The following is a 22,076-nucleotide window of genomic DNA, read 5'->3' as shown; positions in this document are numbered from 1 at the left end:
GTGATTTGTCCTGGCAGATGGAAAGGCGGTAAAGGATGAAGACAGAATTGAAGCACGCTTCAGCCCTGGGAACATTAATCGTATTAGGGGGGAGCAATATACCCTGGATCGAGACGTTGGAGAAGGCTGGTTGGATATGCCACCGCTGTTATGATCTCCGTACTGCCGAGTCGTTGCTATTGGAAGTAGGGCCTTGTGTCGGTGTCGTGGATCTGACTCAAGATGATTTTAGTCTCAATGGTATTGCCGGGGTGGTAAACCGGAACAAACAAGCACGTTGGCTGGCATTGGTACGTGAAGCTCAGCTTAATACAGAAACGATTTGCCAGTTTATTGTTAGTTTTTGTATCGACTATTTTACGTCGCCAGTGCCGGAATCTCAGTTACTGAAGACAATCGGTCATCAGTTGGGTATGTTGCAGCTTGAACGCAAGGTGTGGCCTGAGCTTGGGAACTTTGGCCAGCACGGGCTACAGGGAAATGCGGCTGCAATGAAGAAGCTGCGCCATCAGGTCACGCGGATGGCAGCTGCGGATATGCCGGTTTTTGTTCAGGGGGAAATTGGTACCGGGAAAGAGCTGGTCGCTCAGGCGATTTACCAGGCTTCAACCCGTGCCAAGGCCACGTTTGTCAGCGTCAATTGTGATGCTGTCAATAATAGCTGGACGTTGGTCGATGATAATCATCCAGCTCAGAACCGGTGCTGTTTTGATGCAGCTAATAAAGGTGTCTTGTATCTTGATGAAATTTCTTTGCTCAATGATGAGCGCCAGCAAGAGCTGTCCCGTTTCCTGCAGGATGGGTATTTCACATCAATTGATGGTGATTTGATAAAGTCTGATGCTCGTTTGATTGTCTCGACTTGTTATCCGCTGGAAGAGCTGTTGGCGAGTGGAAAGATTCGTGAAGATCTTTACTATCGTCTGAATGTGTTGGGTTTGGTCGTGCCAGCACTGCGTGAGCGGGGAGAGGACATTTTGTTGCTGGCTGAGTATCTGTTGCTGAAGTTCTCCCGTCAGTATAACAGCATGGCGAAGTCGCTGTCGGAGGAAGCTCAGAAGCTGTTGTTACATTATCCGTGGCCGGGTAATGTCCGGGAGCTGATTGGTCAAATCAAGCGGGCTATTTTGTTGGCTGAAAGTAAGGTGATTGAAGCCGAGCATTTTGATCTTCCTCGTTTGTGTGATGATAAACAGAGTCTGAAGAAGATACGTGAAGAATCGGAACGCAGTGCCTTACTGACGGTACTGGAAAATAATAAGGGGCAGATTTCGGCGGCAGCACGTGAGCTTGGTGTTTCGCGTGCCACTATGTACCGCTTGCTGAACAAGCATGATCTTGTCCCCCCTCCACGGCATTTCCGCCAGGGCTGACAAGTTAACAATGAAAAGCGCCTTTGGGCGCTTTTTTTGTGTGTGGTGGGAAATCAACTGATTGGATCAGTTTATTGTTCAGTTTGGTTTTATGCCGCCTTGGCTGGTAGAGGAAACACTTTGTCATAAGCAAGGTTGTATCTGTAGGTGTAGAACAGGTAGAAGACAACCAAGCCGATATCCATGATGAAGGCATCAATCAAACTAATGTTCAGCCACCAGGCAATTACTGGCAGGGTGAACCATAGCAGGCTTACCTCAAATAGGATGGCATGTATGATCCGGTGTTTAGTTCGCTTTTCCAGCTGTCCGGTGTATTTCATCATGGCTTTGTCAAACAATAAGTTATAAGCAAAGTTCCAACCGGTAGCAAAGAGAGAGAAGGCTATACCTAACGCGCCGACCTTGTGTGCTTCAAAGCCGAATAGCTGGCTTAGGATAGCCACAATCATGGTAAGGGCTATCAGTTCAAAACCGATTGCATGGCGGATTCTGTCTGGCAGACGGAGAACGCAATCTCAGCAATGCAGTTGGTCAGTAGCGGGATTGGCTGGACGGCATTACCGGTAGAGATGGTCAGGGATGTGATTGAATCGGGAGTGCTAACGCGTCTCGCGCTGGATTTTGAAAGTCAGCCCTGGCAGCAAGGAGTGGATATTGCGTGGTCTACTCAGCATCCGCTGGGACCGGCTGCAAAGGTTTTACTGCAATTGTTGAGGACAATTAAGCTGTAATTTTTGTCAATAATAAACAGTGCTATATGGCTGAGATATCAAGGAGCATAAATAAGGACTTTGTATGCTGGTTTTCCTGAAAGTCATGCTGTTGTACCGGAGGGGATAGTGTAGCAGCCCCCGGTTACCGGGGGCTCTTTTATTGGCAGCTATATTCGAGCTAAATCTATCACGATAGGGGTTGGTTATGGGCAAGGGTTAGAGTAGCTCACTCCAATTTCTTCCAAATCAGTCAGTACGTCATTGCTGAGTTTGAGGTTGATGCTGTCAATATTGGCGCCCAGCTGCTCAAGAGTAGTCGCGCCAATGATATTGGATGCCACAAAAGGACGTTGATTAACAAATGCCAGTGCCATTTTGGCCGGATCAAGGCCGTGCTTGTTAGCTATATCGACATAGGCTTGGGTTGCGGCAATGCCTTGCTGATTAAAGTAGCGGGAGAAACGCTCAAATAAGGTACAGCGTGCTCCGGTCGGACGAGCTCCATGTAAGTATTTGCCACTTAAAGTACCAAACGCCAGTGGTGAGTATGCCAGTAGTTCGACCCCTTCATGATGGCTGATCTCTGAGATGCCGACTTCGAAGCTACGGTTTAGCAGGTTGTATGGGTTCTGGATCGAGATGACGCGTGGTAAATCGTGTTTTTCGGCCAAACGGAGAAAGGACATCACGCCCCACGGGGTTTCGTTGGACAGACCGATGTAGCGAATTTTACCGGCCCGGATTAATTCAGCCAGAGCTTCAAGGGTATCGGTGATCGTGACGCCACAGTTTTCATCTTTATAGGGATAGTTGAGGGTGCCGAAGCAGTTGGTTTCGCGCTGAGGCCAGTGAAGTTGGTAAAGGTCGATATAATCAGTCTGGAGGCGGTTGAGGCTGGCTTCGATTGCATCATGGATATTGCGCCTATCAAGAGCCATATTTTCGCGGATATAAGGAAGGCTTCTTGGCCCGGCCACTTTAGTCGCCAGAATTACTTTATCCCGCTTACCGGATTTTTTCAGCCAGTTGCCGATATAGGTTTCAGTCAGTCCCTGAGTTTCCGGTTTGGGTGGCACCGGATACATCTCTGCGGTGTCGATGAAGTTTACTCCCCGCTCAAAAGCAAAATCCAGTTGGTTATGAGCATCCGTTTCGCTGTTCTGCTCGCCGAATGTCATCGTACCGAGACAGATTTTACTGACTTCCAGCGAGGAATGGGGGAGTTGGTGGTATTCCATAAGCCCTCCTTGGACCAGTGATTTTCTTTGAATATAACCTGTCTTTATCGTGCTGAGAAGGACGAAAAGCAATTAGAAATGTGCTCTGCCCCAGAACAATTCCCAAAAGGCATCTTGCTGATATTGTTAATATGTCACATAGTTAAAAACTGACTGATCCCTGATTCGGTGTCTAGCCGTAGGATCCTAGGAGGCGTAATGAAACTGACACAGTTGAAACATTGGTTGAAAGCGGGTCATGGCCAAGTTCCCAAATGTATTCTGAACAGTTATGCCGGTTGCTCAGACTATTTGATGGAAATTGAATTTAAGCAGCAGCTTGAGCCATTAAAGAATGACAATGATGAAATGATGCGTTTTCAGTCCATTGAACAGGTCAAGGAGTTGCTTCATCCGCTAGGGATCACTTCGGTTGTTCTGCGGGTGATAGATCCCTATGATGAATTTTCTCCGGACGGTAAGGTATCTTCCTGTCAGGAAGATATGATTATCTCGTTATAAGATGAAATGCCGTCTGAGTAATTCGGCGGTGAAGCTTGTTTTGAGATAAAATCCCCTCGGAAGGGTTTTTATTGGCTGGCCATTGGCACCGTAGGCTTCGGTCAGTGCTTTGCTGTTTGCGGCTTTTGGCCGCAGTTGCAGTACTTCACCATGTCTCGCCGTGATTTGTTCTATTTGTCCCAGCACAATCATGTCCATGAGCTCTTCCCAGTCGCGGCGCAGCTGTAGCTCTTCCTCGACAGATGGGCTCCATAACAGCGGCGAGCCGACATGGCGGTCAGCCAGAGGTATATCCCGTTCACCCTCAACTGGGATCCAGAGTACCTTTGCCAGCTTATGTCGGATATGGCTGTTCTCCCAGTTTAATCCTTGCAGGCCAATGAGTGGCGCGACGCAGACGAAGGTCGTCTCAAGTGGTTTGCCGTTGTAGCCGATTGGAATGGTTTTGAGCTCAATGCCCAGTTCCATGAAATCTGGCACAGGTTTGCTGCCGGCTACCGCTCCAAGATGCCATTCCAGTAACTGGCCTACCCAGCCTTTATCTCGCTTCAGATCCGGTGGTGTAATGATACCGGCTTGCTCTGCCAGTTCACCGAGGGTAAGCCCTGCCAAATCGTGGGCACGGCTGAGGAGTTCTTGCTCTGTCTGAGGAGTCGGACGCATAACAATTAAGGTTTAATTTGGGGGAATCATTACAGGAACCAAGCATACTATCACAGCGCTTCTATGCTGATAATAGTACTCGTAAAGGGCACCCCGGTAGCTTGTGATTAAGAAGTACAGCGCTTGGCTATTGCGGATGAATTAGAGATAGTTGGTTGAAATACAGACGATCCTGCCAGGTGCTATAAATCACTTTATATGAAATTGGTGGGTGCTTATCTATCATGTTGAATAAAATGTTTTTTTTTGCTCTTGTTGGTTGTTTTGGTGTTGAGTCATCTGGCGAAGGGTAGAGGTTATCAAGCACTAATGTAAGGATCTTTCATAAAGATATCCACAGGATGTTGGGGTAAATATTTTTATTCTGCAGAATATGGTTATACATCCAGGTGTTTGGTGGATATTTCAGCGTTTATTTCGGTGGGAAAGTTGCTGCTGCTGATTTTTGGTGTGGATAAAGCAGTGGTTGGTTAATCTTTGACCGATCCTGTTTTTATAACAAAAATGATCTTTCCTTAATGAGTGGATACTAATTTAATTTTCATTTAAGTTGTTGTCTGTAAATGTTTTTATTGGTTGTTTTTTGTTTTTGATTACAGTTTTGTATCAATCATGGTTTGTCGGGATTTTTAAAAAAACAGGCTTCTTCACAAATCTATCCACAGAAAGCGTGTATAAATGTGGTGTATGTCTCATTTGCCTGTTTATAAATTAGCCGAGTCGGTGAGGTTATCCAGAAATTGAGTGCTAGGTAGGAAAAAACAGTTATTAATTAGAATGTTTGTTTACCCATTGCATCGTCTGTGAAAAAATCACTGTTAATAGAGATTTATAGTTGAGGTCGTCCAGTGATTGATGGCGATGGATACCGCCCTAATGTAGGGATAGTTATCTGTAATAGCCATGGCCAAGTATTTTGGGCTCGACGATATGGACAACATTCCTGGCAGTTTCCGCAAGGCGGCATTGATGAGGGGGAAACCCCGGAACAAGCCATGTACCGGGAGCTGTATGAGGAAGTAGGGCTTACAAAGAAAGATGTCCGAATTTTGGCGTCAAGCCGACATTGGCTACGTTATAAATTACCCAAGCGCCTGGTAAGGTGGGACTCTAAGCCGGTTTGTATCGGGCAGAAGCAAAAGTGGTTTTTGCTTAGCCTGGAATGTGATGAGTCAAAGGTGAACATGCAGCGTGGTAACACGCCTGAATTTGATGGTTGGCGATGGGTCAGTTATTGGTACCCGGTGCGCCAGGTTGTGTCTTTTAAGCGGGATGTCTATCGGCGGGCGCTGAAGGAGTTTGCCGCGATGGCCATGCCATTCAAGGAGAGAAGAGAGCGTAAGGCCAAGCGCAGAGGCAAGCGAGGATAACGCTGAAATCCCAGGTAAGGTTTATTATGCTGACGCAGCTTAGAGAAATTGTTGAGAAGGTCGCAAGCGCACCGAGCTTGATGGAAGCGCTTGAACAGCTGGTTGTCAGTACCTGCCGTGCAATGAAGACGGAGTGCTGCTCTGTCTATATCGCGGATCATAAACGTCGGAAATTTACGCTGATGGCGACTCAGGGGCTGACGAAGCCCCACCGGCAAATAGGACTGGACTTTGATGAAGGTCTTGTCGGTTTGGTCGGGAGCCGTGCTGAGCCCATTAATGTTGCCGATGCCTGTCATCACCCCCATTTCAAACATCTTCCCGGTATCGGTGAAGAGTCTTTCGGTTCGTTTTTTGGTACTCCAATTATTCACCAGCGCCAAGTGTTAGGTGTCTTGGTTATCCAGCAGCGCGAGCGACGGGAATTCGATGAAAGCGAAGAGTCTTTCATGGTAACACTGGCTGCTCAGCTGGCGGTGATCCTTGCCCATGCCAAAGCACAGGGAATGTGGCCAGATCAACACAATGGCCTACACCTTATTGGTTCGGCGGCATCAACCGGCGTCGCGATTGCCAGAGCGTGGTGGGATGATAACCAGCCCAGGCTAGAACAGGTCTCGCCCGCCTCCTGCGTGGATCTTGAAGCCGAACAGGAGAGGCTGAGTATTGCTGTCGAGCTGGCTGGTGCTGAGTTCCGGCGGCTTAGGAAGCGCTTCGATAGCGAACTGCATAAAGAAACCCTGGCTATTTTTGATCTGTTTAGCCATCTGCTTAATGACCCTATGTTGCGTAAGGATCTGTTTGCCAAAATTGCTGGTGGCGATCAGGCTGAGTGGGCGATCCGTCAGGTGGTCGAAGCTTATTCTGACCGATTTGCCAAGATGAAGGATGAGTACCTCAAGGAGCGGGCCCAGGATATTCGCGAATTGGGTCAGCGCCTGTTGTTCTTCTTACAAAATGAGGGAGGCATCGAGCATCAGTGGGATGAACCGGTAGTTTTATTGACTCGGGAGCTGACAGCGGCAATGCTGGCCAGTATTCCCCGGGATAAGCTGGCGGCGGTGGTGGCCCAGGAAGGGGCTGCGAATTCCCATGCCGCTATCCTGTCGCGGGCCTTGGGGATCCCGGCCATAATGGGGGTCGATTTTATACCAGAGAAGGTGCATAACTGTCCGGTGATTGTCGATGGTTACCGGGGGGACTTTTTGGTTAACCCAAATCGACATGTGTTGGCCGAGTATACCCGGCTGCTGAAAGAAGAAAACGAACTGGCGAAGACCGTTGAAGAGGAATTGGGTAAAGCGGCCTATACCCAAGATAACCAGCGGATTTTCATCCATCTCAACGCGGGACTGAGTGCCGATACCAGTATTGCGGTGAACCAGGGCGTTGACGGGGTTGGTCTTTACCGGACAGAGGTTCCGTTTCTGCTGCAGCGGAGCTTTCCGTCGGAAGAAGAGCAGACACTGCAATACCGGGCGATACTCTCAACCTATAGCGACAAGCTGGTGGTAATGCGGACCCTGGATGTTGGTGGCGATAAGCCCTTGCCGTATTTGGCGATAGAGGAAGATAATCCGTTTTTGGGTTGGCGAGGTATCCGTTTTACCCTGGATCACCCGGAAATTTTTCTGATCCAGGTGCGGGCGATGCTGAAAGCAAGTATCGGGCTGGAAAACATGGATATTCTCTTGCCAATGATTTCCGGTATTGCTGAGCTGGATGAATCCAGGGCTCTGATTGAACGTGCCTATGTCGAAGTTGCCAAGTATGCCAAAGAACAAGGGCGGGAGCTGAAGCGACCAAGGCTCGGGATCATGATTGAAGTTCCGTCGATGCTATACCAGCTGTCGGCCTTGAAAGGGAAAGTTGATTTTATTTCGGTCGGCAGTAATGACCTGACACAGTATTTATTGGCAGTTGATCGGAACAATTCCCGGGTAGCGAGTGTCTATGATGCGTTGCATCCTGCTGTCCTGCATGCCTTAAAGCATATTATTGAGACAAGCCAATCACTCGGTATACCGGTTAGTGTGTGTGGCGAGTTGGCTGGTGATCCGGTGGGAGCACTGTTACTGGTTGGGATGGGGTACCGCTCATTGAGTATGAATACCCGTAATGTCGCCAGGATCAAATATATATTGCGCCATATTTCAGTGAATGAGATGGAGCAGCTCGCTGAGTTTGCTTTGCAGTCGACCTTGGCTGATGATGTTCGCAATATGGCAACGAAGTTCGTAGATGATCGTGGTTTGGGTGGATTCATTCGTGCAGGTAAGCAGTAGGTTAGAATGATAGATAATGCGTTGTGGCTGTTTGCCATGTGTCTGATCTTGGGAAGCGGAGTCGGTTTACTGGCTGGTTTACTGGGTATTGGAGGGGGGCTGGTTGTGGTTCCGTCGCTGGTGTGGTTGTTGCCCCAGGCCGGTATTGAAAGCAGCTTGGTGATGCATATTGCATTAGCAACGTCGTTGGCCAGTATTGTTTTGACGTCGGGGGCGTCTGCCCGCAATCACTTCCGGTTGGGAAATGTGGATTTTTCGATTGTGAAATCGCTGGCACCGGGTGTGATCCTCGGAGGACTCGGAGGCAGCGTCATTGCCGAGCTGGTGCCAACGGCATTGCTCCCGAAGATTTTTGCGGTAATTGTACTGTTGTTAGCGATGCAGATGCTTCTATCTATGCGTGTCAGCCGTCAGGGTACAATGCCGGGGCCTGTGGCAACGGTATGCAGTGGCGGGGTGATCGGTATCGTTTCGAGTTTGGCCGGTATTGGCGGCGGTTCGCTGACGGTACCATATTTAAACTGGCACGGCGTGGAAATGCGCCGGGCAATAGGGTGCGCATCGCTGTCAGGGGCTATGATAGCCATTGCTGGTATGATGGGCTTTATTGCCGCCGGAGTCGGTGATGAAGCGTTGCCTGCGATGAGTATGGGATATGTCTATCTGCCGGCATTGGCTGGTATTGTGATGACCTCGATGGTGACAACCCGTTATGGTGCGGCATTGGTCAGTCGTTTGCCGACCATGACGTTGAAGAAGATTTTTGCCGTCTTTTTGCTGTTTATCAGCACAAAGATGTTTTTGGGATAATGCAGTTAGGGAGAGATCATTATTGAGTCTTGTCCCTGCTTTTTGAGATTAATTGAATGAGCCAAGGTTATTTGACGTTTCCAAATATTGACCCAATCCTGATTGAAATTGGTCCGCTGGCGATTCGCTGGTATGGGCTTATGTACCTGCTGGGATTCGTTTTTGCTATGTGGCTGGCGAATCGACGGGCTGATAAACCCGGAAGTGACTGGACTCGTGAGCAGGTCAGTGACTTGCTGTTTGCCGGATTCCTCGGTGTGGTACTGGGCGGCCGTATCGGTTATGTGCTGTTTTATAACTTCGAACTGTTCCTTGCTAATCCGTTGTACCTGTTCAAGGTTTGGACCGGAGGGATGTCGTTCCATGGCGGCCTGTTGGGGGTTATTACTGCCATGTTCTGGTATGGCTATAAAAATAACCGAACATTTTTCAATGTGGCTGATTTTGTTGCTCCGCTGGTACCGTTTGGTCTCGGTGTCGGCCGACTGGGTAATTTTATTAATGGCGAACTGTGGGGGCGGACGACGGATGTGCCTTGGGCGATGATATTCCCGACCGGCGGTCCACTGCCACGTCATCCATCACAGCTGTATGAGTTCTTCCTGGAAGGGCTGGTTTTGCTGGTCATCCTGAATCTCTTTATTCGTAAGCCTCGTCCAGCCGGAGCGATTTCAGGACTGTTTTTACTGGGATACGGTAGCTTCCGTTTCATTGTCGAGTATTTCCGCGAACCGGATGCCCACCTTGGCCTGTTTGGTGGCTGGATCAGTATGGGACAGATCCTCTCATTGCCGATGGTAATAGGCGGCTTGTTGATGATGGTTTGGGCTTACAAATTTCAGCCGAGGAATAAAACCGCATAAGGTGTTATTCGGTTATTGATTGCACAAAGGCGGCACCCCAGAGGTGCCGCCTTTTTTGTATTCTGTTAAAATCGGGCACAATTTTATGCCTTGAGCATAGCTATCAACGGGTGGGATATGAAACAGTATTTAGACCTTTGTCAGCGAATTGTTGACGATGGTGTTTGGATTGAAAACAAGCGAACAGGCAAACGTTGCCTGACAGTTATTAATGCTGATTTGACTTACGATGTGGCTAACAACAAGTTCCCACTGATCACAACGCGTAAGAGTTTCTGGAAAGCAGCGATAGCTGAGCTGTTGGGTTATATCCGCGGTTATGACAATGCTGCCGATTTTCGAGCCTTGGGTACGAAAACCTGGGACATGAATGCCAATGACAACGAAGCCTGGCTGAATAACCCGCACCGTAAAGGTGAGGATGACATGGGGCGTGTATATGGTGTCCAGGGACGCAGCTGGCAAAAGCCTGATGGTTCGACACTGGACCAGCTACGTAAGATTGTTGATAACCTGACCAAGGGGGTTGACGATCGTGGTGAAATCCTGACTTTCTATAACCCGGGTGAGTTCAATATGGGCTGCTTGCGTCCGTGTATGCACACTCACACGTTTTCTCTGCTGGGAGATACACTCTACCTGACAAGCTACCAGCGCTCTTGTGATGTGCCGCTAGGGCTTAATTTTAACCAGATCCAAGTTTATACCTTGCTGGCACTGATGGCTCAGATCACCGGCAAGAAACCGGGACAGGCTTATCATAAGATCATTAATGCCCACATTTATGAAGATCAGCTGGAATTGATGCGTGATGTTCAGCTCAAGCGTGAGCCGTTTGAATCACCGCAGTTGATCATTAACCCTGAAATCAAGAGACTGGAAGATCTGGAAACTTGGGTGACAATGGATGACTTCGAAGTGGTGGGTTACCAGCACCACGATCCAATCAAGTATCCTTTTTCTGTATAAAACTGTTGCCTGGGGTAACGAAATGTTCAGTACCTGAAACATTTACACCTATAGGAGGGAGTCAGTGTTCAGGTGATTTTCACGGGCAAGACTGATCAACGACGAATGCGGATTGGTATTATTCCCAGCTGAGTTTTCAGAACAACAAAAAGCCCCGCACAGTGCGCTGTGCGGGGCTTTTATTTGTTTTGAGTTTGGCTTTATTAAGCTGTGAACGCCAGAATTGAGCCAGGAATTGCAACAAAGACAAGCCCCAGGTAACCAGCTACAGCTGCTTTGTTCTTAGATGCAAGTTCACTTAGGTAGAACGCTGCTTTTAGCGGTAGTTCACGTAGTACGGGAGTACCGAAGATAAACAGGGTTGCCAGTATGTTGAATGACAGGTGGACTAAGGCAATTTGCAGGGCAAATATGGCGTTATCACCAGAGATTGCCGTTGCTGCCAGCAGAGCAGTAATACAAGTACCGATATTGGCACCCAGAGTGAATGGGTAGACGTCACGCACTTTTAGTACACCAGTACCCACTAGTGGAACCATCAGGCTTGTGGTGGTCGATGAAGATTGTACCAGTACCGTAACTACGGTTCCTGAAGCAATACCGTGTACCGGCCCATGGCCGATAGCACTTTTCAGAATTTCACGGGCACGACCTACCATGAGGCTACGCATTAGTTTGCCCATTGCTGTGATAGCAACAAAGATCAGGGCAATACCAATGAAGATAAGGATTACGCCACCCATGTTACCCAATGCTTCTAGCGGCCCTTTGACAATTTCAACGGCTGGTTTGGTCAGCGGTTTCATGAAGTTCAGGCCTTTCATGCTCATATCGCCAGCACCCATCATCGGTGATACCAGCCATGAAGAGATTTTTTCAAGGATGCCGAACATCATTTCCAGAGGCAGGAATATTGCGACAGCAAGCAGGTTAAAGAAGTCATGAACAGTTGCACTTTCAAAGGCTCGGCGGAATTCATCTTTGCAACGAGCATGGCCCAGGCTCACTAGAGTATTGGTAACTGTAGTACCGATATTAGCACCCATCACCATTGGAATTGCCGTTTCAACTGGCAAACCACCAGCAACTAGACCGACAATAATAGAAGTAACTGTACTGGACGATTGAATCAGTGATGTCGCCACCAAGCCAATCATCAAACCGGCAACTGGATGGGATGCAAATTCAAACAGCGTTTTTGCTTGTTCACCGACAGACCATTTAAAGCCGCTGCTGACCATAGATACAGCAACAAGTAGAACATAAAGCATGAACGCCAGATTTGCCCAGCGGACCCAACGCATAGAGCTGTTTATTGGTGCAGCAGTAGTGGCTTGGGTATTCATAATCAATTCTCCATGACAAAGATATGTCGTTTGGGTTTCATTTGTTTGAAATCTGGGGCGATGGTAGAGCTGGAATATTTCAGAAATATGACACGGCTTGTCACAAAGCGAATTTCTGACTGAAACGTGACTAAAGTGACTGTTTTACTATGTAAAAAAAAACTTACGATATTTATTAGGTTTTTGTTTTTAATTGTTTTTGTTGTTTGTTTTGAGGTGTAAGGTAAAAAAAGAATTTTATTGGTAATTTTTGACGTTAGATAGAGTTTTGAAAGGTTAGGACTAATGAAGATAAGGGAAATATTCTCTTATCTTGATAGTTATATAATTAATGTGCGGATATTACTCTCTATAATCCGTAATAACTCGGTTTTTCCGAGTGTTTGTCTCTAAACAAACGATTTCTCAGGACGGTAGTGTGACGTCTAAACTAAATTTACATTTTTGTTGTGATATCTGTTTCATGTAAAGGAGTTACGGTCGATGGCCGAAGCAATTCGTAATTTTCTCAAACTAGAGTCTGCAGGCGGTATTATTCTGATCATTGCCGCAGCGATCGCGATGATGATTGCGAACTCGCCACTGGAGTCGCTCTATACTGGCACCTTGCATTCTTATGTTGCCGGTCTGTCTGTTGCGCACTGGATCAACGATGGCCTGATGGCGATTTTCTTTCTGTTAATTGGTCTGGAAGTGAAGCGTGAGCTGATTGAAGGGGCACTAAATACCAAAGAAAAGGCAATCTTTCCGGCGATTGCAGCCGTTGGTGGCATGATCGCTCCGGCATTGGTTTACACCGCCTTTAACTTTGCTGATCCGATGGCTGTCAAGGGCTGGGCGATTCCAGCGGCAACAGATATTGCATTTGCCTTGGGTATAATGGCCCTGCTAGGCAGCCGTGTTCCGGTTTCGCTGAAAGTATTCCTGCTGGCGCTGGCAATTATTGATGATCTGGGTGTGATTGTGATTATTGCTCTGTTCTATAGCAGTGATCTGTCAACACTGGCTCTGGCTGTAGCCTTTGCGTCAACCGCTGCCCTGTTCGTGATGAATGCGAAGAATGTAACCAAGATTTCCTGGTATCTGGTTGTTGGTTTGATCCTGTGGGTTAGCGTATTGAAATCGGGGGTTCACGCAACGCTGGCGGGCGTGGTACTTGGCTTTGCGATTCCTCTGGCAGGTAAAGACGGAGATCGTTCAGAGCATGCGTCACCACTAAAACATATGGAACACGCACTGCACCCATATGTTGCATTCATGATTCTACCGTTGTTTGCATTTGCCAATGCCGGTATCTCTCTGGAAGGTGTGTCGCTTTCTGGTCTGACATCCATGCTACCGCTGGGTATTGCCCTCGGCCTGTTCATTGGTAAGCCGCTTGGGATCTTTACAGCAAGTGTTATGGCTGTGAAAACCGGCTTGGCGAAGCTGCCTGACGGTGTTGGCTTTACCCATATCTTTGCTGTATCCGTGCTGTGTGGTATCGGTTTTACGATGTCCATCTTTATCTCTTCGCTGGCTTTTGTCGGCGCGCCAGAAGACTTCAGCACCTATTCGCGTCTTGGGATCCTGCTGGGCTCTACGGTTGCAGCGTTATCGGGGTACTTCATGTTAAGTCGTACCCTGCCTAAAACGGAGGCGTAATATGAAACGTTATCTTCTAAGCGTTGTAATGTTGTCATCTTCAGCGGTTCTTGCGTCGGTTGATTACAATGACTGTACTGAGAACAATAATACGGAAGTGTGCCAGGCCTATTTGGCCGGTCTTAGCCACGGTAAGGCTAGCGTTGAAAATACAGTGATGTCTGAGTCGAAAGATGATTTTCGCTCACGAGCACTGGAGCAGCGCGTAGGAGAGCGTTACCGTAAGTCGGTTCAGAAAGAGAAAACGTCAATCCAGTTAAAAGACGACGAAGTTTCTTCCTAACCAACTCTTCTCTGGCGAATAATTATTGAAGACCCCGAGGGCACAGCGTAAGCTGCGCGTTTGGGGTTTTTTATTTCCGGGAAGTAGTAAAACAGGATGTCTCACCTAAATTACAATCACCTCTATTATTTTTGGATGGTCTGCAAGCAAGGTTCTGTCACGAAGGCCGCTGATGCCTTGTTTCTTGCGCCTCAGACGGTGACCGGCCAAATCCGAGCGCTGGAAGAGCGACTTAAAGGTAAGTTGACCAAACGGGTCGGGCGTAATATCGAACCGACTGAGCTTGGGCAGCTGGTTTTTAAGTACGCTGATAAGATGTTCGACCTTAGTTATGAGATGTTGGATATTGTTAACTATACCCAGCGGGAAAATCAGCTGTTAGAGGTTGGTGTTGCTGATGCTCTTTCCAAGCGCCTTGTTAGCAAAGTGCTGTTGGAGGGGATTCCTGAAGATGAGCGTATCCACTTGCGCTGTTATGAATCCACCCACGAAATGCTGCTTGATCAGTTGTCTCAGCATAAGCTGGATATGATTTTGTCAGATTGCCCGGTAGATTCAACCCAAAGCCCTGGTCTTTATAGTAAGAAGCTGGGGGAGTCGAGTATGAGCTTCTTTTGTTCGGTTCCGACCAAGCCGCTGAACTTCCCTGCTTGTATTGAAGACTATAAATTGCTTGTTCCCGGTCGAAGAACGGCGATGGGGCGCAAATTGCACCATTGGTTTGATCAGCAGGGGATCACCCCGAATATCCTTGGGGAATTTGATGATGCGGCTCTAATGAAGGCCTTTGGTGCCTACCACCAGTCGATGTTTGTTGCTCCTTCTATTTATGCCGAGGAAATTGAATCCAATAACATCCGTGAAGTGAAGCGGGTAAAAGAGATCACAGAGGAATATTACGTTATTTTTGCTGAGCGAATGATCATGCACCCGGCGGTGAAGAAGATCTGTGAGGCTGATTTTAGGAAATTGTTTAAATAACGTTGCGCTATTGGATTGTTTGCGTGAGATTTCGTCAGCTATGGCTAGAAAAGCGTTCCCAAATTAAGTACATTAGCATTAACTTAAGTTTAATGATGGTGGAAGTATGGAACTACAGCAAATGGAGCAAAATGCCCCTAAGGCCGTAGCGCTGCTGAAAGCCATGGCGAATGAACGACGTTTATTTATCCTTTGCTATTTGCTGGAACGAGAAATGTCGGTTGGGATGATGAGCGAAAAGTTGGGTTTGAGTCAGTCTGCATTATCTCAGCATTTGGCATGGTTAAGGCGTGATGGGCTTGTTGATACGCGCAAAGAGGCGCAGACAGTCTACTACCGCTTAAAAAGTGAAGAAGTCAGGGCGATGATGCAACTGCTTCATAAAATGTACTGTAGCGCTTAGTGTCGTGATATGGAGCGAACTACAAAAATCAGACAGAAAAAAACCGGCAGAAGCCGGTTTTTTTATAACTGAATCGCAACTCTTAAATTAAAGAGCTTTGATTTTAGCAGTTAGACGAGCTTTGTGACGTGCAGCTTTGTTTTTGTGGATCAGGCCTTTAGTAGCCATGCGGTCCATAACAGGTTGCATTTCAACGAAAGCTTGAGTAGCAGCTTCTTTGTTGCCAGCTTCGATTGCAGCAACAACTTTTTTGAAGAAAGTGCGCATCATAGAACGACGGCTAGCGTTGTGCTGGCGACGTTTTTCTGAAGTGATAGCACGTTTCTTAGCAGATTTGATATTTGCCAAGGGTGTAACTCCCAAATCTTGGTACGGTGACAATTTAAGGCCGAGGACTATGCCTGCAAAACCAGAGAATGTCAAATGATTTGTGCAAAGATCCGCCTAACCAATCAAGTTGGCACTTGCGGATTAACACGGTTAATATGGCGGCAGATTTTACCAGCATTTAGGTTCGGAAGTCACCTTTTCTGAGCCATCTTTATGAGGTTTTTTTTGTGAGTAAGCGTCTTTTGCGCTCTGGACTGATTGTCAGCACCATGACATTGGTCTCTCGGGTACTGGGATTGGTACGGGATGTAGTGGTGGCGAACCTGATGGGAGCCGGTGCAGCAGCCGATGTTTTCTTTTTTGCCAATAAAATTCCTAACTTTTTACGTCGATTATTTGCCGAGGGTGCATTCTCTCAGGCATTTGTTCCGGTATTGACTGAATGCCACGCTTCAGGGGATATGGATAAAATCCGGAAGCTTATTGCTCGCGCCTCGGGCACGCTGGGAGTTATCGTCACTGTTGTGACTTTGTTCGGTGTATTGGGTTCAGGTATTGTCACCGCTTTGTTCGGTGCCGGTTGGTTTGTCGACTGGCTGAATGATGGCCCGGCCGCACCAAAGTTTGAACTGGCCAGTTTATTGCTGAAAATTACCTTTCCTTATCTTTGGTTTATTACTTTTGTTGCCTTGTCTGGGGCGATCCTCAATACCTTGGGAAAATTTGCAGTTTCTTCCTTTACCCCGGTATTTCTTAACGTTGCTATTATTGGTTGCGCCTGGTTCCTGGCTCCGAATCTGTCTCAGCCTGAGATAGGCCTGGCGATAGGGGTGTTTCTGGGTGGCTTGATCCAGTTTTTGTTTCAGCTTCCATTCATATATAAAGAGGGCATGCTGGTTAAGCCACAATGGGGGTGGAGCGATCCTGGGGTGGTCAAGATCCGCACTTTGATGATTCCGGCCTTATTTGGGGTATCGGTGAGTCAGATCAACTTGCTATTTGATACATTTATTGCCAGTTTCCTGACGACCGGCTCCATTAGCTGGTTGTACTACTCGGACCGTTTACTGGAATTTCCGTTGGGACTGTTCGGAATTGCGATTGCTACAGTGATTTTGCCTGCTCTTTCGCGTAAGCATGTTGAGCAGACCAGTGAGCAATTTGCCCACACGATGGATTGGGGGGTAAGGATGGTGCTATTGCTGGGGATCCCGGCGATGCTTGGCTTGATGGTACTTGCTAAGCCGATGTTGATGGTACTGTTCATGCGCGGTGAGTTTTCACCTGCAGACGTTGAGCAGGCTTCTTTATCACTGCTGGCTTATGCTTCCGGTTTGCTGAACTTTATGTTGATCAAAGTATTGGCTCCCGGCTATTACGCCCGCCAGGATACAAAAACACCGGTGCGCTATGGGATCGTTGCGATGGTGACCAACATGGTGTTTAACGCGATCTTTGCTTATTTATATGGCTATATTGGATTGGCGATGGCAACAGCCCTCTCAGCTCTGGTTAATGCCGTTTTGCTATACCGTGGCCTTCACCGCGCTAATGTGTACCGGGTTACCCGAACAACCTTGACGTTTGTCCTGCGCCTGGTATTGGCTGGGGCAGTGATGGTGGCGGTATTGCTTTGGATGCTACCGGTAATGAACCAGTGGCTGGCCTGGACATTGAGCTACCGCGTGTTGTGGTTGGCGGGGCTGATTGCGTTAGGCGCAGCGGCTTATTTGATGACGGTTGTTCTGCTGGGGATTCGGTTACATCACCTTCGGGCCGAGGGGTAAGCACTTGCCCCGAAATATGATATCACCCAGTCAGAAAATGATTCTGATTGGTATGATGGGCTTAGAGTAGTATATAATCCGTCAGTTTTTCACTCTGCGAAAATTTAAGCGGCGCATGGAATTAATCCGAGGTATACATAATATCAAGCCAGAGCATCACGGAAGCGTGTTGACGATTGGTAACTTTGATGGTGTTCACTTAGGTCATCAGGCGGTGTTGCGTCAGGTGCTGGCGAAAGCGCGGGCACTGGGCTGGCCGGCAACGGTGATGAGCTTTGAGCCTCAGCCGATGGAATTATTTGCGGGAGAGAATGCCCCTGCAAGGTTGACGCGGTTTCGCGATAAGTACCTGCAGTTGAAGCAGGTAGGTGTCGATCGTTTGCTTTGTGTCAATTTTAATACTCATTTTGCCAATATGTCGCCGCGAGACTTTGTCCGCCGCTTGTTGGTAGAGCAATTGGGTGTTAAGTTTCTGGTTGTTGGCGATGATTTTCGCTTCGGTAAAGGCCGGAGTGGGAATTTTGCTATGCTAGAAGCTGCGGGGAAAGAGTTCGGTTTTACGGTTGTCAGTACCCAGAGCTTTTGCGTTTCTGACCAACGGGTCAGCAGTACGGCAATACGTCAGGCCCTGGCAAGTGATGACTTGTTATTGGCCGAGTCGATGTTAGGCCGTCCATATAGTATCAGCGGACGAGTCTCCCATGGGCGCAAACTAGGCCGAACAATCGGTTTTCCGACAGCAAATGTACCTCTCAAGCGTCGAGTATCACCGGTCTCCGGTGTCTACGCGGTAGAGGTCTTTGGTGTTGACGGTGCTCCGCTACCCGGAGTTGCCAATGTTGGCCATCGGCCGACAGTAAATGGTGTACGCCAACAACTCGAAGTACATCTGTTTGATTTTAAATCTGATCTCTACGGACACCAGATTGAAGTTGTGCTGCGTCATAAGCTGCGTGACGAAATTAAATTTGAATCATTTGATGCGCTAAAAGCGCAAATAGAGCGTGATGCTCACACAGCACGGGTGTGGCTGTCTGAGCGTAATAATGTCCAATTTCGCCCAAGTAACGGAATCGAGAATCAATGAGCGACTATAAAGATACCCTGAACCTGCCTGAAACAGGGTTTCCGATGCGAGGCAATCTAGCTAACCGTGAGCCTGCGATGCTTAAGCGTTGGTATGATGAAGATCTTTACGGTGAGATCCGTAAAGCCAAGAAGGGTAAAAAATCCTTCGTATTACACGATGGCCCTCCATATGCCAACGGTGATATTCACATTGGTCACGCACTGAACAAGATTCTTAAAGACATTATTATTAAGTCAAAGACTCTTTCTGGCTTTGATTCACCTTACATTCCAGGTTGGGACTGCCACGGTCTGCCAATCGAGCTGATGGTAGAGAAGAAAGTTGGCAAGCCAGGCCATAAAGTTACTGCGGCTGAGTTCCGTGAGAAATGCCGTGCTTACGCAGCTGGCCAGGTTGAAGGTCAAAAAGAAAGCTTCATGCGCTTGGGTGTTCTGGGTGAGTGGGACAAGCCTTACCGCACAATGGATTTTGCAACAGAAGCGAACATCATTCGCTCTCTGGGGAAAATCGCGGATCAGGGCCACCTGCTAAAAGGTTTCAAACCTGTTCACTGGTGTACTGACTGTGGTTCGGCACTGGCTGAAGCAGAAGTTGAATATAAAGACAAAGTTTCACCGTCTATCGACGTGAAATTCAAAGCGGTTGACGAAGCAGCAGTTGTTGCTAAATTCGGTTGTACTGAAGCGCATGAAGGTCAGGGTGATGTGTCTATTGTTATCTGGACAACAACACCTTGGACTCTGCCTGCTAACCGCGCTGTAGCTATCCGTGATGATCTGGAATACGTATTGATTCAGACGGAAGGTGACAATCCTGAACGTCTGATCGTTGCAGCTGAGCTGGCAAAAGATGTAATGGATCGTGCCGGTATTGAGCACTACCGCAATCTTGGTTTCTGTAAAGGTGCAGATCTGGAGCTGGTACGCTTCAACCACCCATTCTATAGCTTCGACGTGCCGGTTATTCTTGGTGATCACGTAACGACTGATTCTGGTACTGGTTGTGTTCACACAGCACCAGGCCACGGTCAGGAAGACTTCGTGGTAGGCCAGAAATACGGCCTGGAAGTGGCTAACCCTGTTGGCAGCAACGGTGTTTACCTGCCGGATACAGAACTGTTTGCCGGTCAGCACGTATTCAAGGCGAACGATGCTGTTGTCGAAACGCTGAAAGAGCACGGCGCACTGCTGCATCACCACGCTTATGAGCACAGCTACCCGCACTGCTGGCGCCATAAAACGCCGATCATCTTCCGTGCGACACCACAGTGGTTCGTATCAATGGATCAAGCCGGTCTGCGTGCTAAAGCCCTTGAAGAAATCAAGAATGTTCAGTGGATGCCTGAGTGGGGTCAGAGCCGTATCGAAGGTATGGTTGAAGGCCGCCCTGAGTGGTGTATCTCTCGTCAGCGTACCTGGGGTGTGCCAATTGCACTGTTCGTTCATAAAGAAACACAAGATCTTCACCCTAACACCGGTGAGCTGATCGAGAAAGTTGCGAAGCTTGTTGAAGAAAAAGGTATCCAGGCATGGTGGGATGTTGAGCCTGCTGAGCTGATGGGTGAAGAAGATGCCGCTAACTACGAGAAAGTACTGGATACACTGGACGTTTGGTTTGACTCAGGTGTAACACACTTCTCTGTAGTAGACAGCCGTGAAGAATACAACGGCAACAGCGCTGATCTGTACCTTGAAGGTTCTGACCAGCACCGCGGTTGGTTCCAGTCTTCATTGATCTCTTCTGTAGCAATGAAAGGCAAGGCTCCATACAAGCAAGTGCTGACTCACGGTTTCGTGGTTGATGGCCAGGGCCGTAAGATGTCGAAATCTGTCGGTAACGTTGTTGCACCGAAAGATGTAACCAATAAGCTGGGTGCTGATATTCTGCGCCTGTGGGTGGCGTCTACCGACTACACTGGTGAAGTTGCGGTTTCTGATGAAATCCTGAAGCGCTCTGCTGATGCTTACCGGCGTATCCGTAACACGGCTCGTTTCTTCCTGGCAAACCTGAGCGGTTTCAACCCGGAAACGGATCTTGTTGCACCGGAAGAGATGGTCGCGCTTGACCGTTGGGCTGTGGGCCGAGCGAAAGCAGCACAGGAAGAAATCATCCAGGCGTACGATGAGTACAACCTGCACACAGTGACTCAGCGTCTGATGCAGTTCTGTTCTGTTGAGATGGGCTCTTTCTACCTGGATGTGATCAAAGACCGTCAGTACACAGCGAAGCGCGGCGGCCACGCACAGCGTAGCTGTCAGACGGCTCTGTACTACATTGTTGAAGCACTGGTTCGCTGGATGGCACCAATCATGTCGTTCACTGCTGACGAGATCTGGAATGAAATGCCAGCTTCTCAAGGTAATGGTGAGCAGCGCGACAAGTTCGTATTCACGGGTGAGTGGTTCGAAGGGCTGTTCGGTCTGGCTGAAGGCGAAGAGCTGAACAACGACTTCTGGACTGAAATCCAGCATGTTCGTGGCGCAGTGAATAAACTGCTTGAAGGTGCGCGTAAAGACAAAGTGATCGGCGGTGCATTGCAGGCTGAAATTACTATTCACGCAAATGAAGCTTTGGCTGCGAAATTGAATAAGCTGGAAGATGAGCTGCGTTTTGTGCTGCTGACATCGAAAGCGCAGGTTGTCGTTGCTGACAGCAAGCCTGAAGGCGCACAGGAAACTGATGTTGAAGGCCTGTTCGTAACCGTTAAGGCGTCTGAAGCTGCGAAGTGTGACCGTTGTTGGCACCATGTTGCTGATGTTGGTACTATCGAAGGTCATGAAGAAGTATGTGGCCGTTGTGTGAGCAACATCGACGGCGAAGGTGAAGAGCGTAAGTTTGCCTAATGATTAAGTTATCGCCTAAACAGATCCCATCGCTGAAACAATCTGGAGTTCGCTGGCTGTGGCTAGCGGCTCTGGTGTTTATCATGGATTTCGCCAGTAAGCTGGTGGTGATGAATACCATGGAATACGGTTGGCCAAACCGTATTGAGCTTCTGCCATTCTTTAACTTGCTGTATGTGCATAACTACGGTGCAGCATTCAGCTTTTTGAGTGATGCTGGTGGCTGGCAGCGCTGGCTGTTTACGGCGATTGCATTAGCTGTTTGCGGATTGTTGGTTTTCTGGATGCGTCGTTCACCGGCCTCCCATAAGCTGGCAAACAGTGCTTATGCACTGATTATCGGTGGTGCTCTCGGCAATTTATTTGACCGTCTGTACCATGGCTTTGTGGTCGACTTCCTCGATTTTTATATTGGTAAGCACCACTGGCCGGCATTTAATATTGCGGATATAGCTATCTGTGTCGGTGCTGGGTTGATTGTTTTGGAAGGCTTTCTGGCCGATAAAGATAAACAGCCGGTTAACCGCTAAAAGCGGATGCAAGTTATAACCCTAGGCGCTGTCCGTTGATACGGACGGCGC

21 protein-coding genes are annotated in these 22,076 nt (G+C 48.2%); 16 read left to right on the top strand and 5 right to left on the bottom strand.

What is annotated here, in order from left to right; translation table 11 throughout:
- The first annotated feature begins 35 nt into the window (after nt 1-35).
- The gene (locus Q0852_RS13980) at nt 36-1,373 is read left to right on the top strand and encodes a sigma-54 dependent transcriptional regulator (RefSeq protein ID WP_299018920.1); all 1,338 of its coding nucleotides are present in this window, start codon (nt 36-38) and stop codon (nt 1,371-1,373) included.
- An 89-nt stretch (nt 1,374-1,462) separates the two neighbouring features.
- Here Q0852_RS13980 and Q0852_RS13975 read toward each other — a convergent pair whose 3' ends face one another.
- Complete coding sequence (locus tag Q0852_RS13975; RefSeq protein WP_299018919.1) at nt 1,463-1,825, bottom strand: PACE efflux transporter; 363 nt, start codon at nt 1,823-1,825, stop codon at nt 1,463-1,465.
- Between the two features lie 30 nt (nt 1,826-1,855).
- On the opposite strand from Q0852_RS13975, the gene Q0852_RS13970 reads away from it, so the two are divergent.
- Entirely contained in the window at nt 1,856-2,107 is a 252-nt protein-coding gene (locus Q0852_RS13970) for a LysR substrate-binding domain-containing protein (protein ID WP_299018917.1), read from the top strand.
- Nucleotides 2,108-2,292: 185 nt separating this feature from the next.
- Here the strand turns inward: Q0852_RS13970 and Q0852_RS13965 are convergent, their stop codons facing one another.
- Entirely contained in the window at nt 2,293-3,327 is a 1,035-nt protein-coding gene (locus Q0852_RS13965; RefSeq protein WP_299018915.1) for an NADP(H)-dependent aldo-keto reductase, read from the bottom strand.
- Between the two features lie 198 nt (nt 3,328-3,525).
- On the opposite strand from Q0852_RS13965, the gene Q0852_RS13960 reads away from it, so the two are divergent.
- The gene (locus Q0852_RS13960) at nt 3,526-3,828 is read left to right on the top strand and encodes a DUF6482 family protein (RefSeq protein ID WP_299018913.1); all 303 of its coding nucleotides are present in this window, start codon (nt 3,526-3,528) and stop codon (nt 3,826-3,828) included.
- On the opposite strand, the gene mutH is transcribed toward Q0852_RS13960, so the two are convergent.
- A complete protein-coding gene (gene mutH / locus Q0852_RS13955) occupies nt 3,823-4,491 on the bottom strand; it encodes a DNA mismatch repair endonuclease MutH (RefSeq protein WP_299018911.1) in 669 nt (222 codons plus the stop codon). The two genes, Q0852_RS13960 and mutH, sit on opposite strands and share 6 nt — an antisense overlap.
- A gap of 848 nt (nt 4,492-5,339) precedes the next feature.
- Between mutH and rppH the strand changes: the two genes are divergently transcribed.
- From rppH to Q0852_RS13930, 5 genes are all read left to right on the top strand, one after another.
- On the top strand, nt 5,340-5,861 hold the full coding sequence (gene rppH / locus Q0852_RS13950; protein WP_299018909.1) for an RNA pyrophosphohydrolase: 522 nt from the start codon (nt 5,340-5,342) through the stop codon (nt 5,859-5,861).
- Nucleotides 5,862-5,887: 26 nt separating this feature from the next.
- Complete coding sequence (gene ptsP, locus Q0852_RS13945; RefSeq protein ID WP_299018908.1) at nt 5,888-8,146, top strand: phosphoenolpyruvate--protein phosphotransferase; 2,259 nt, start codon at nt 5,888-5,890, stop codon at nt 8,144-8,146.
- A 6-nt stretch (nt 8,147-8,152) separates the two neighbouring features.
- Nucleotides 8,153-8,956 carry a sulfite exporter TauE/SafE family protein gene (locus Q0852_RS13940; RefSeq protein WP_299018906.1) on the top strand — a complete coding sequence of 268 codons (804 nt, stop codon included), beginning with the start codon at nt 8,153-8,155 and terminating at the stop codon, nt 8,954-8,956.
- Between the two features lie 56 nt (nt 8,957-9,012).
- Entirely contained in the window at nt 9,013-9,819 is an 807-nt protein-coding gene (gene lgt / locus Q0852_RS13935) for a prolipoprotein diacylglyceryl transferase (RefSeq protein ID WP_299018904.1), read from the top strand.
- 117 nt (nt 9,820-9,936) lie between these two features.
- Nucleotides 9,937-10,788, top strand: coding sequence for a thymidylate synthase (locus Q0852_RS13930; protein ID WP_299018902.1), 852 nt, complete (start codon nt 9,937-9,939; stop codon nt 10,786-10,788).
- Between the two features lie 203 nt (nt 10,789-10,991).
- Here the strand turns inward: Q0852_RS13930 and Q0852_RS13925 are convergent, their stop codons facing one another.
- The gene (locus tag Q0852_RS13925) at nt 10,992-12,134 is read right to left on the bottom strand and encodes a Na/Pi symporter (RefSeq protein ID WP_299018900.1); all 1,143 of its coding nucleotides are present in this window, start codon (nt 12,132-12,134) and stop codon (nt 10,992-10,994) included.
- Nucleotides 12,135-12,617: 483 nt separating this feature from the next.
- Here Q0852_RS13925 and nhaA point away from each other — a divergent pair, with 483 nt between their 5' ends.
- The 4 genes from nhaA to Q0852_RS13905 all read left to right on the top strand — a co-directional run bounded on the left by nhaA (nt 12,618) and on the right by Q0852_RS13905 (nt 15,445).
- Nucleotides 12,618-13,778, top strand: coding sequence for a Na+/H+ antiporter NhaA (nhaA, locus tag Q0852_RS13920; RefSeq protein ID WP_299018898.1), 1,161 nt, complete (start codon nt 12,618-12,620; stop codon nt 13,776-13,778).
- Between the two features lies 1 nt (nt 13,779).
- Nucleotides 13,780-14,061, top strand: coding sequence for a hypothetical protein (locus Q0852_RS13915; protein WP_299018896.1), 282 nt, complete (start codon nt 13,780-13,782; stop codon nt 14,059-14,061).
- A 96-nt stretch (nt 14,062-14,157) separates the two neighbouring features.
- Complete coding sequence (nhaR, locus tag Q0852_RS13910; protein WP_299018894.1) at nt 14,158-15,042, top strand: transcriptional activator NhaR; 885 nt, start codon at nt 14,158-14,160, stop codon at nt 15,040-15,042.
- A gap of 106 nt (nt 15,043-15,148) precedes the next feature.
- Nucleotides 15,149-15,445: a metalloregulator ArsR/SmtB family transcription factor gene (locus Q0852_RS13905; protein WP_299018892.1), complete on the top strand. Its 297-nt coding sequence runs from the start codon at nt 15,149-15,151 to the stop codon at nt 15,443-15,445.
- A gap of 87 nt (nt 15,446-15,532) precedes the next feature.
- On the opposite strand, the gene rpsT is transcribed toward Q0852_RS13905, so the two are convergent.
- Nucleotides 15,533-15,793, bottom strand: coding sequence for a 30S ribosomal protein S20 (gene rpsT / locus Q0852_RS13900; RefSeq protein ID WP_299018890.1), 261 nt, complete (start codon nt 15,791-15,793; stop codon nt 15,533-15,535).
- Nucleotides 15,794-16,002: 209 nt separating this feature from the next.
- Between rpsT and murJ the strand changes: the two genes are divergently transcribed.
- The 4 genes from murJ to lspA all read left to right on the top strand — a co-directional run bounded on the left by murJ (nt 16,003) and on the right by lspA (nt 22,025).
- A complete protein-coding gene (gene murJ, locus Q0852_RS13895) occupies nt 16,003-17,562 on the top strand; it encodes a murein biosynthesis integral membrane protein MurJ (protein WP_299018888.1) in 1,560 nt (519 codons plus the stop codon).
- A 115-nt stretch (nt 17,563-17,677) separates the two neighbouring features.
- Entirely contained in the window at nt 17,678-18,649 is a 972-nt protein-coding gene (ribF, locus tag Q0852_RS13890) for a bifunctional riboflavin kinase/FAD synthetase (protein ID WP_299018886.1), read from the top strand.
- Nucleotides 18,646-21,495 (top strand): isoleucine--tRNA ligase, encoded by a 2,850-nt coding sequence (gene ileS / locus Q0852_RS13885; RefSeq protein ID WP_299018884.1) that lies wholly within the window; start codon nt 18,646-18,648, stop codon nt 21,493-21,495. Before ribF ends, ileS begins: the two co-directional genes overlap by 4 nt.
- Nucleotides 21,495-22,025 (top strand): signal peptidase II, encoded by a 531-nt coding sequence (gene lspA, locus Q0852_RS13880; protein ID WP_299018882.1) that lies wholly within the window; start codon nt 21,495-21,497, stop codon nt 22,023-22,025. The genes ileS and lspA overlap by 1 nt, the downstream gene beginning before the upstream one ends.
- Nucleotides 22,026-22,076: the final 51 nt, after the last annotated feature.

The sequence above is a fragment of the uncultured Photobacterium sp. genome, from assembly GCF_947502415.1.
Lineage (GTDB): Bacteria > Pseudomonadota > Gammaproteobacteria > Enterobacterales > Vibrionaceae > Photobacterium.
This window is presented reverse-complemented; position numbering and strand designations above follow the sequence as displayed.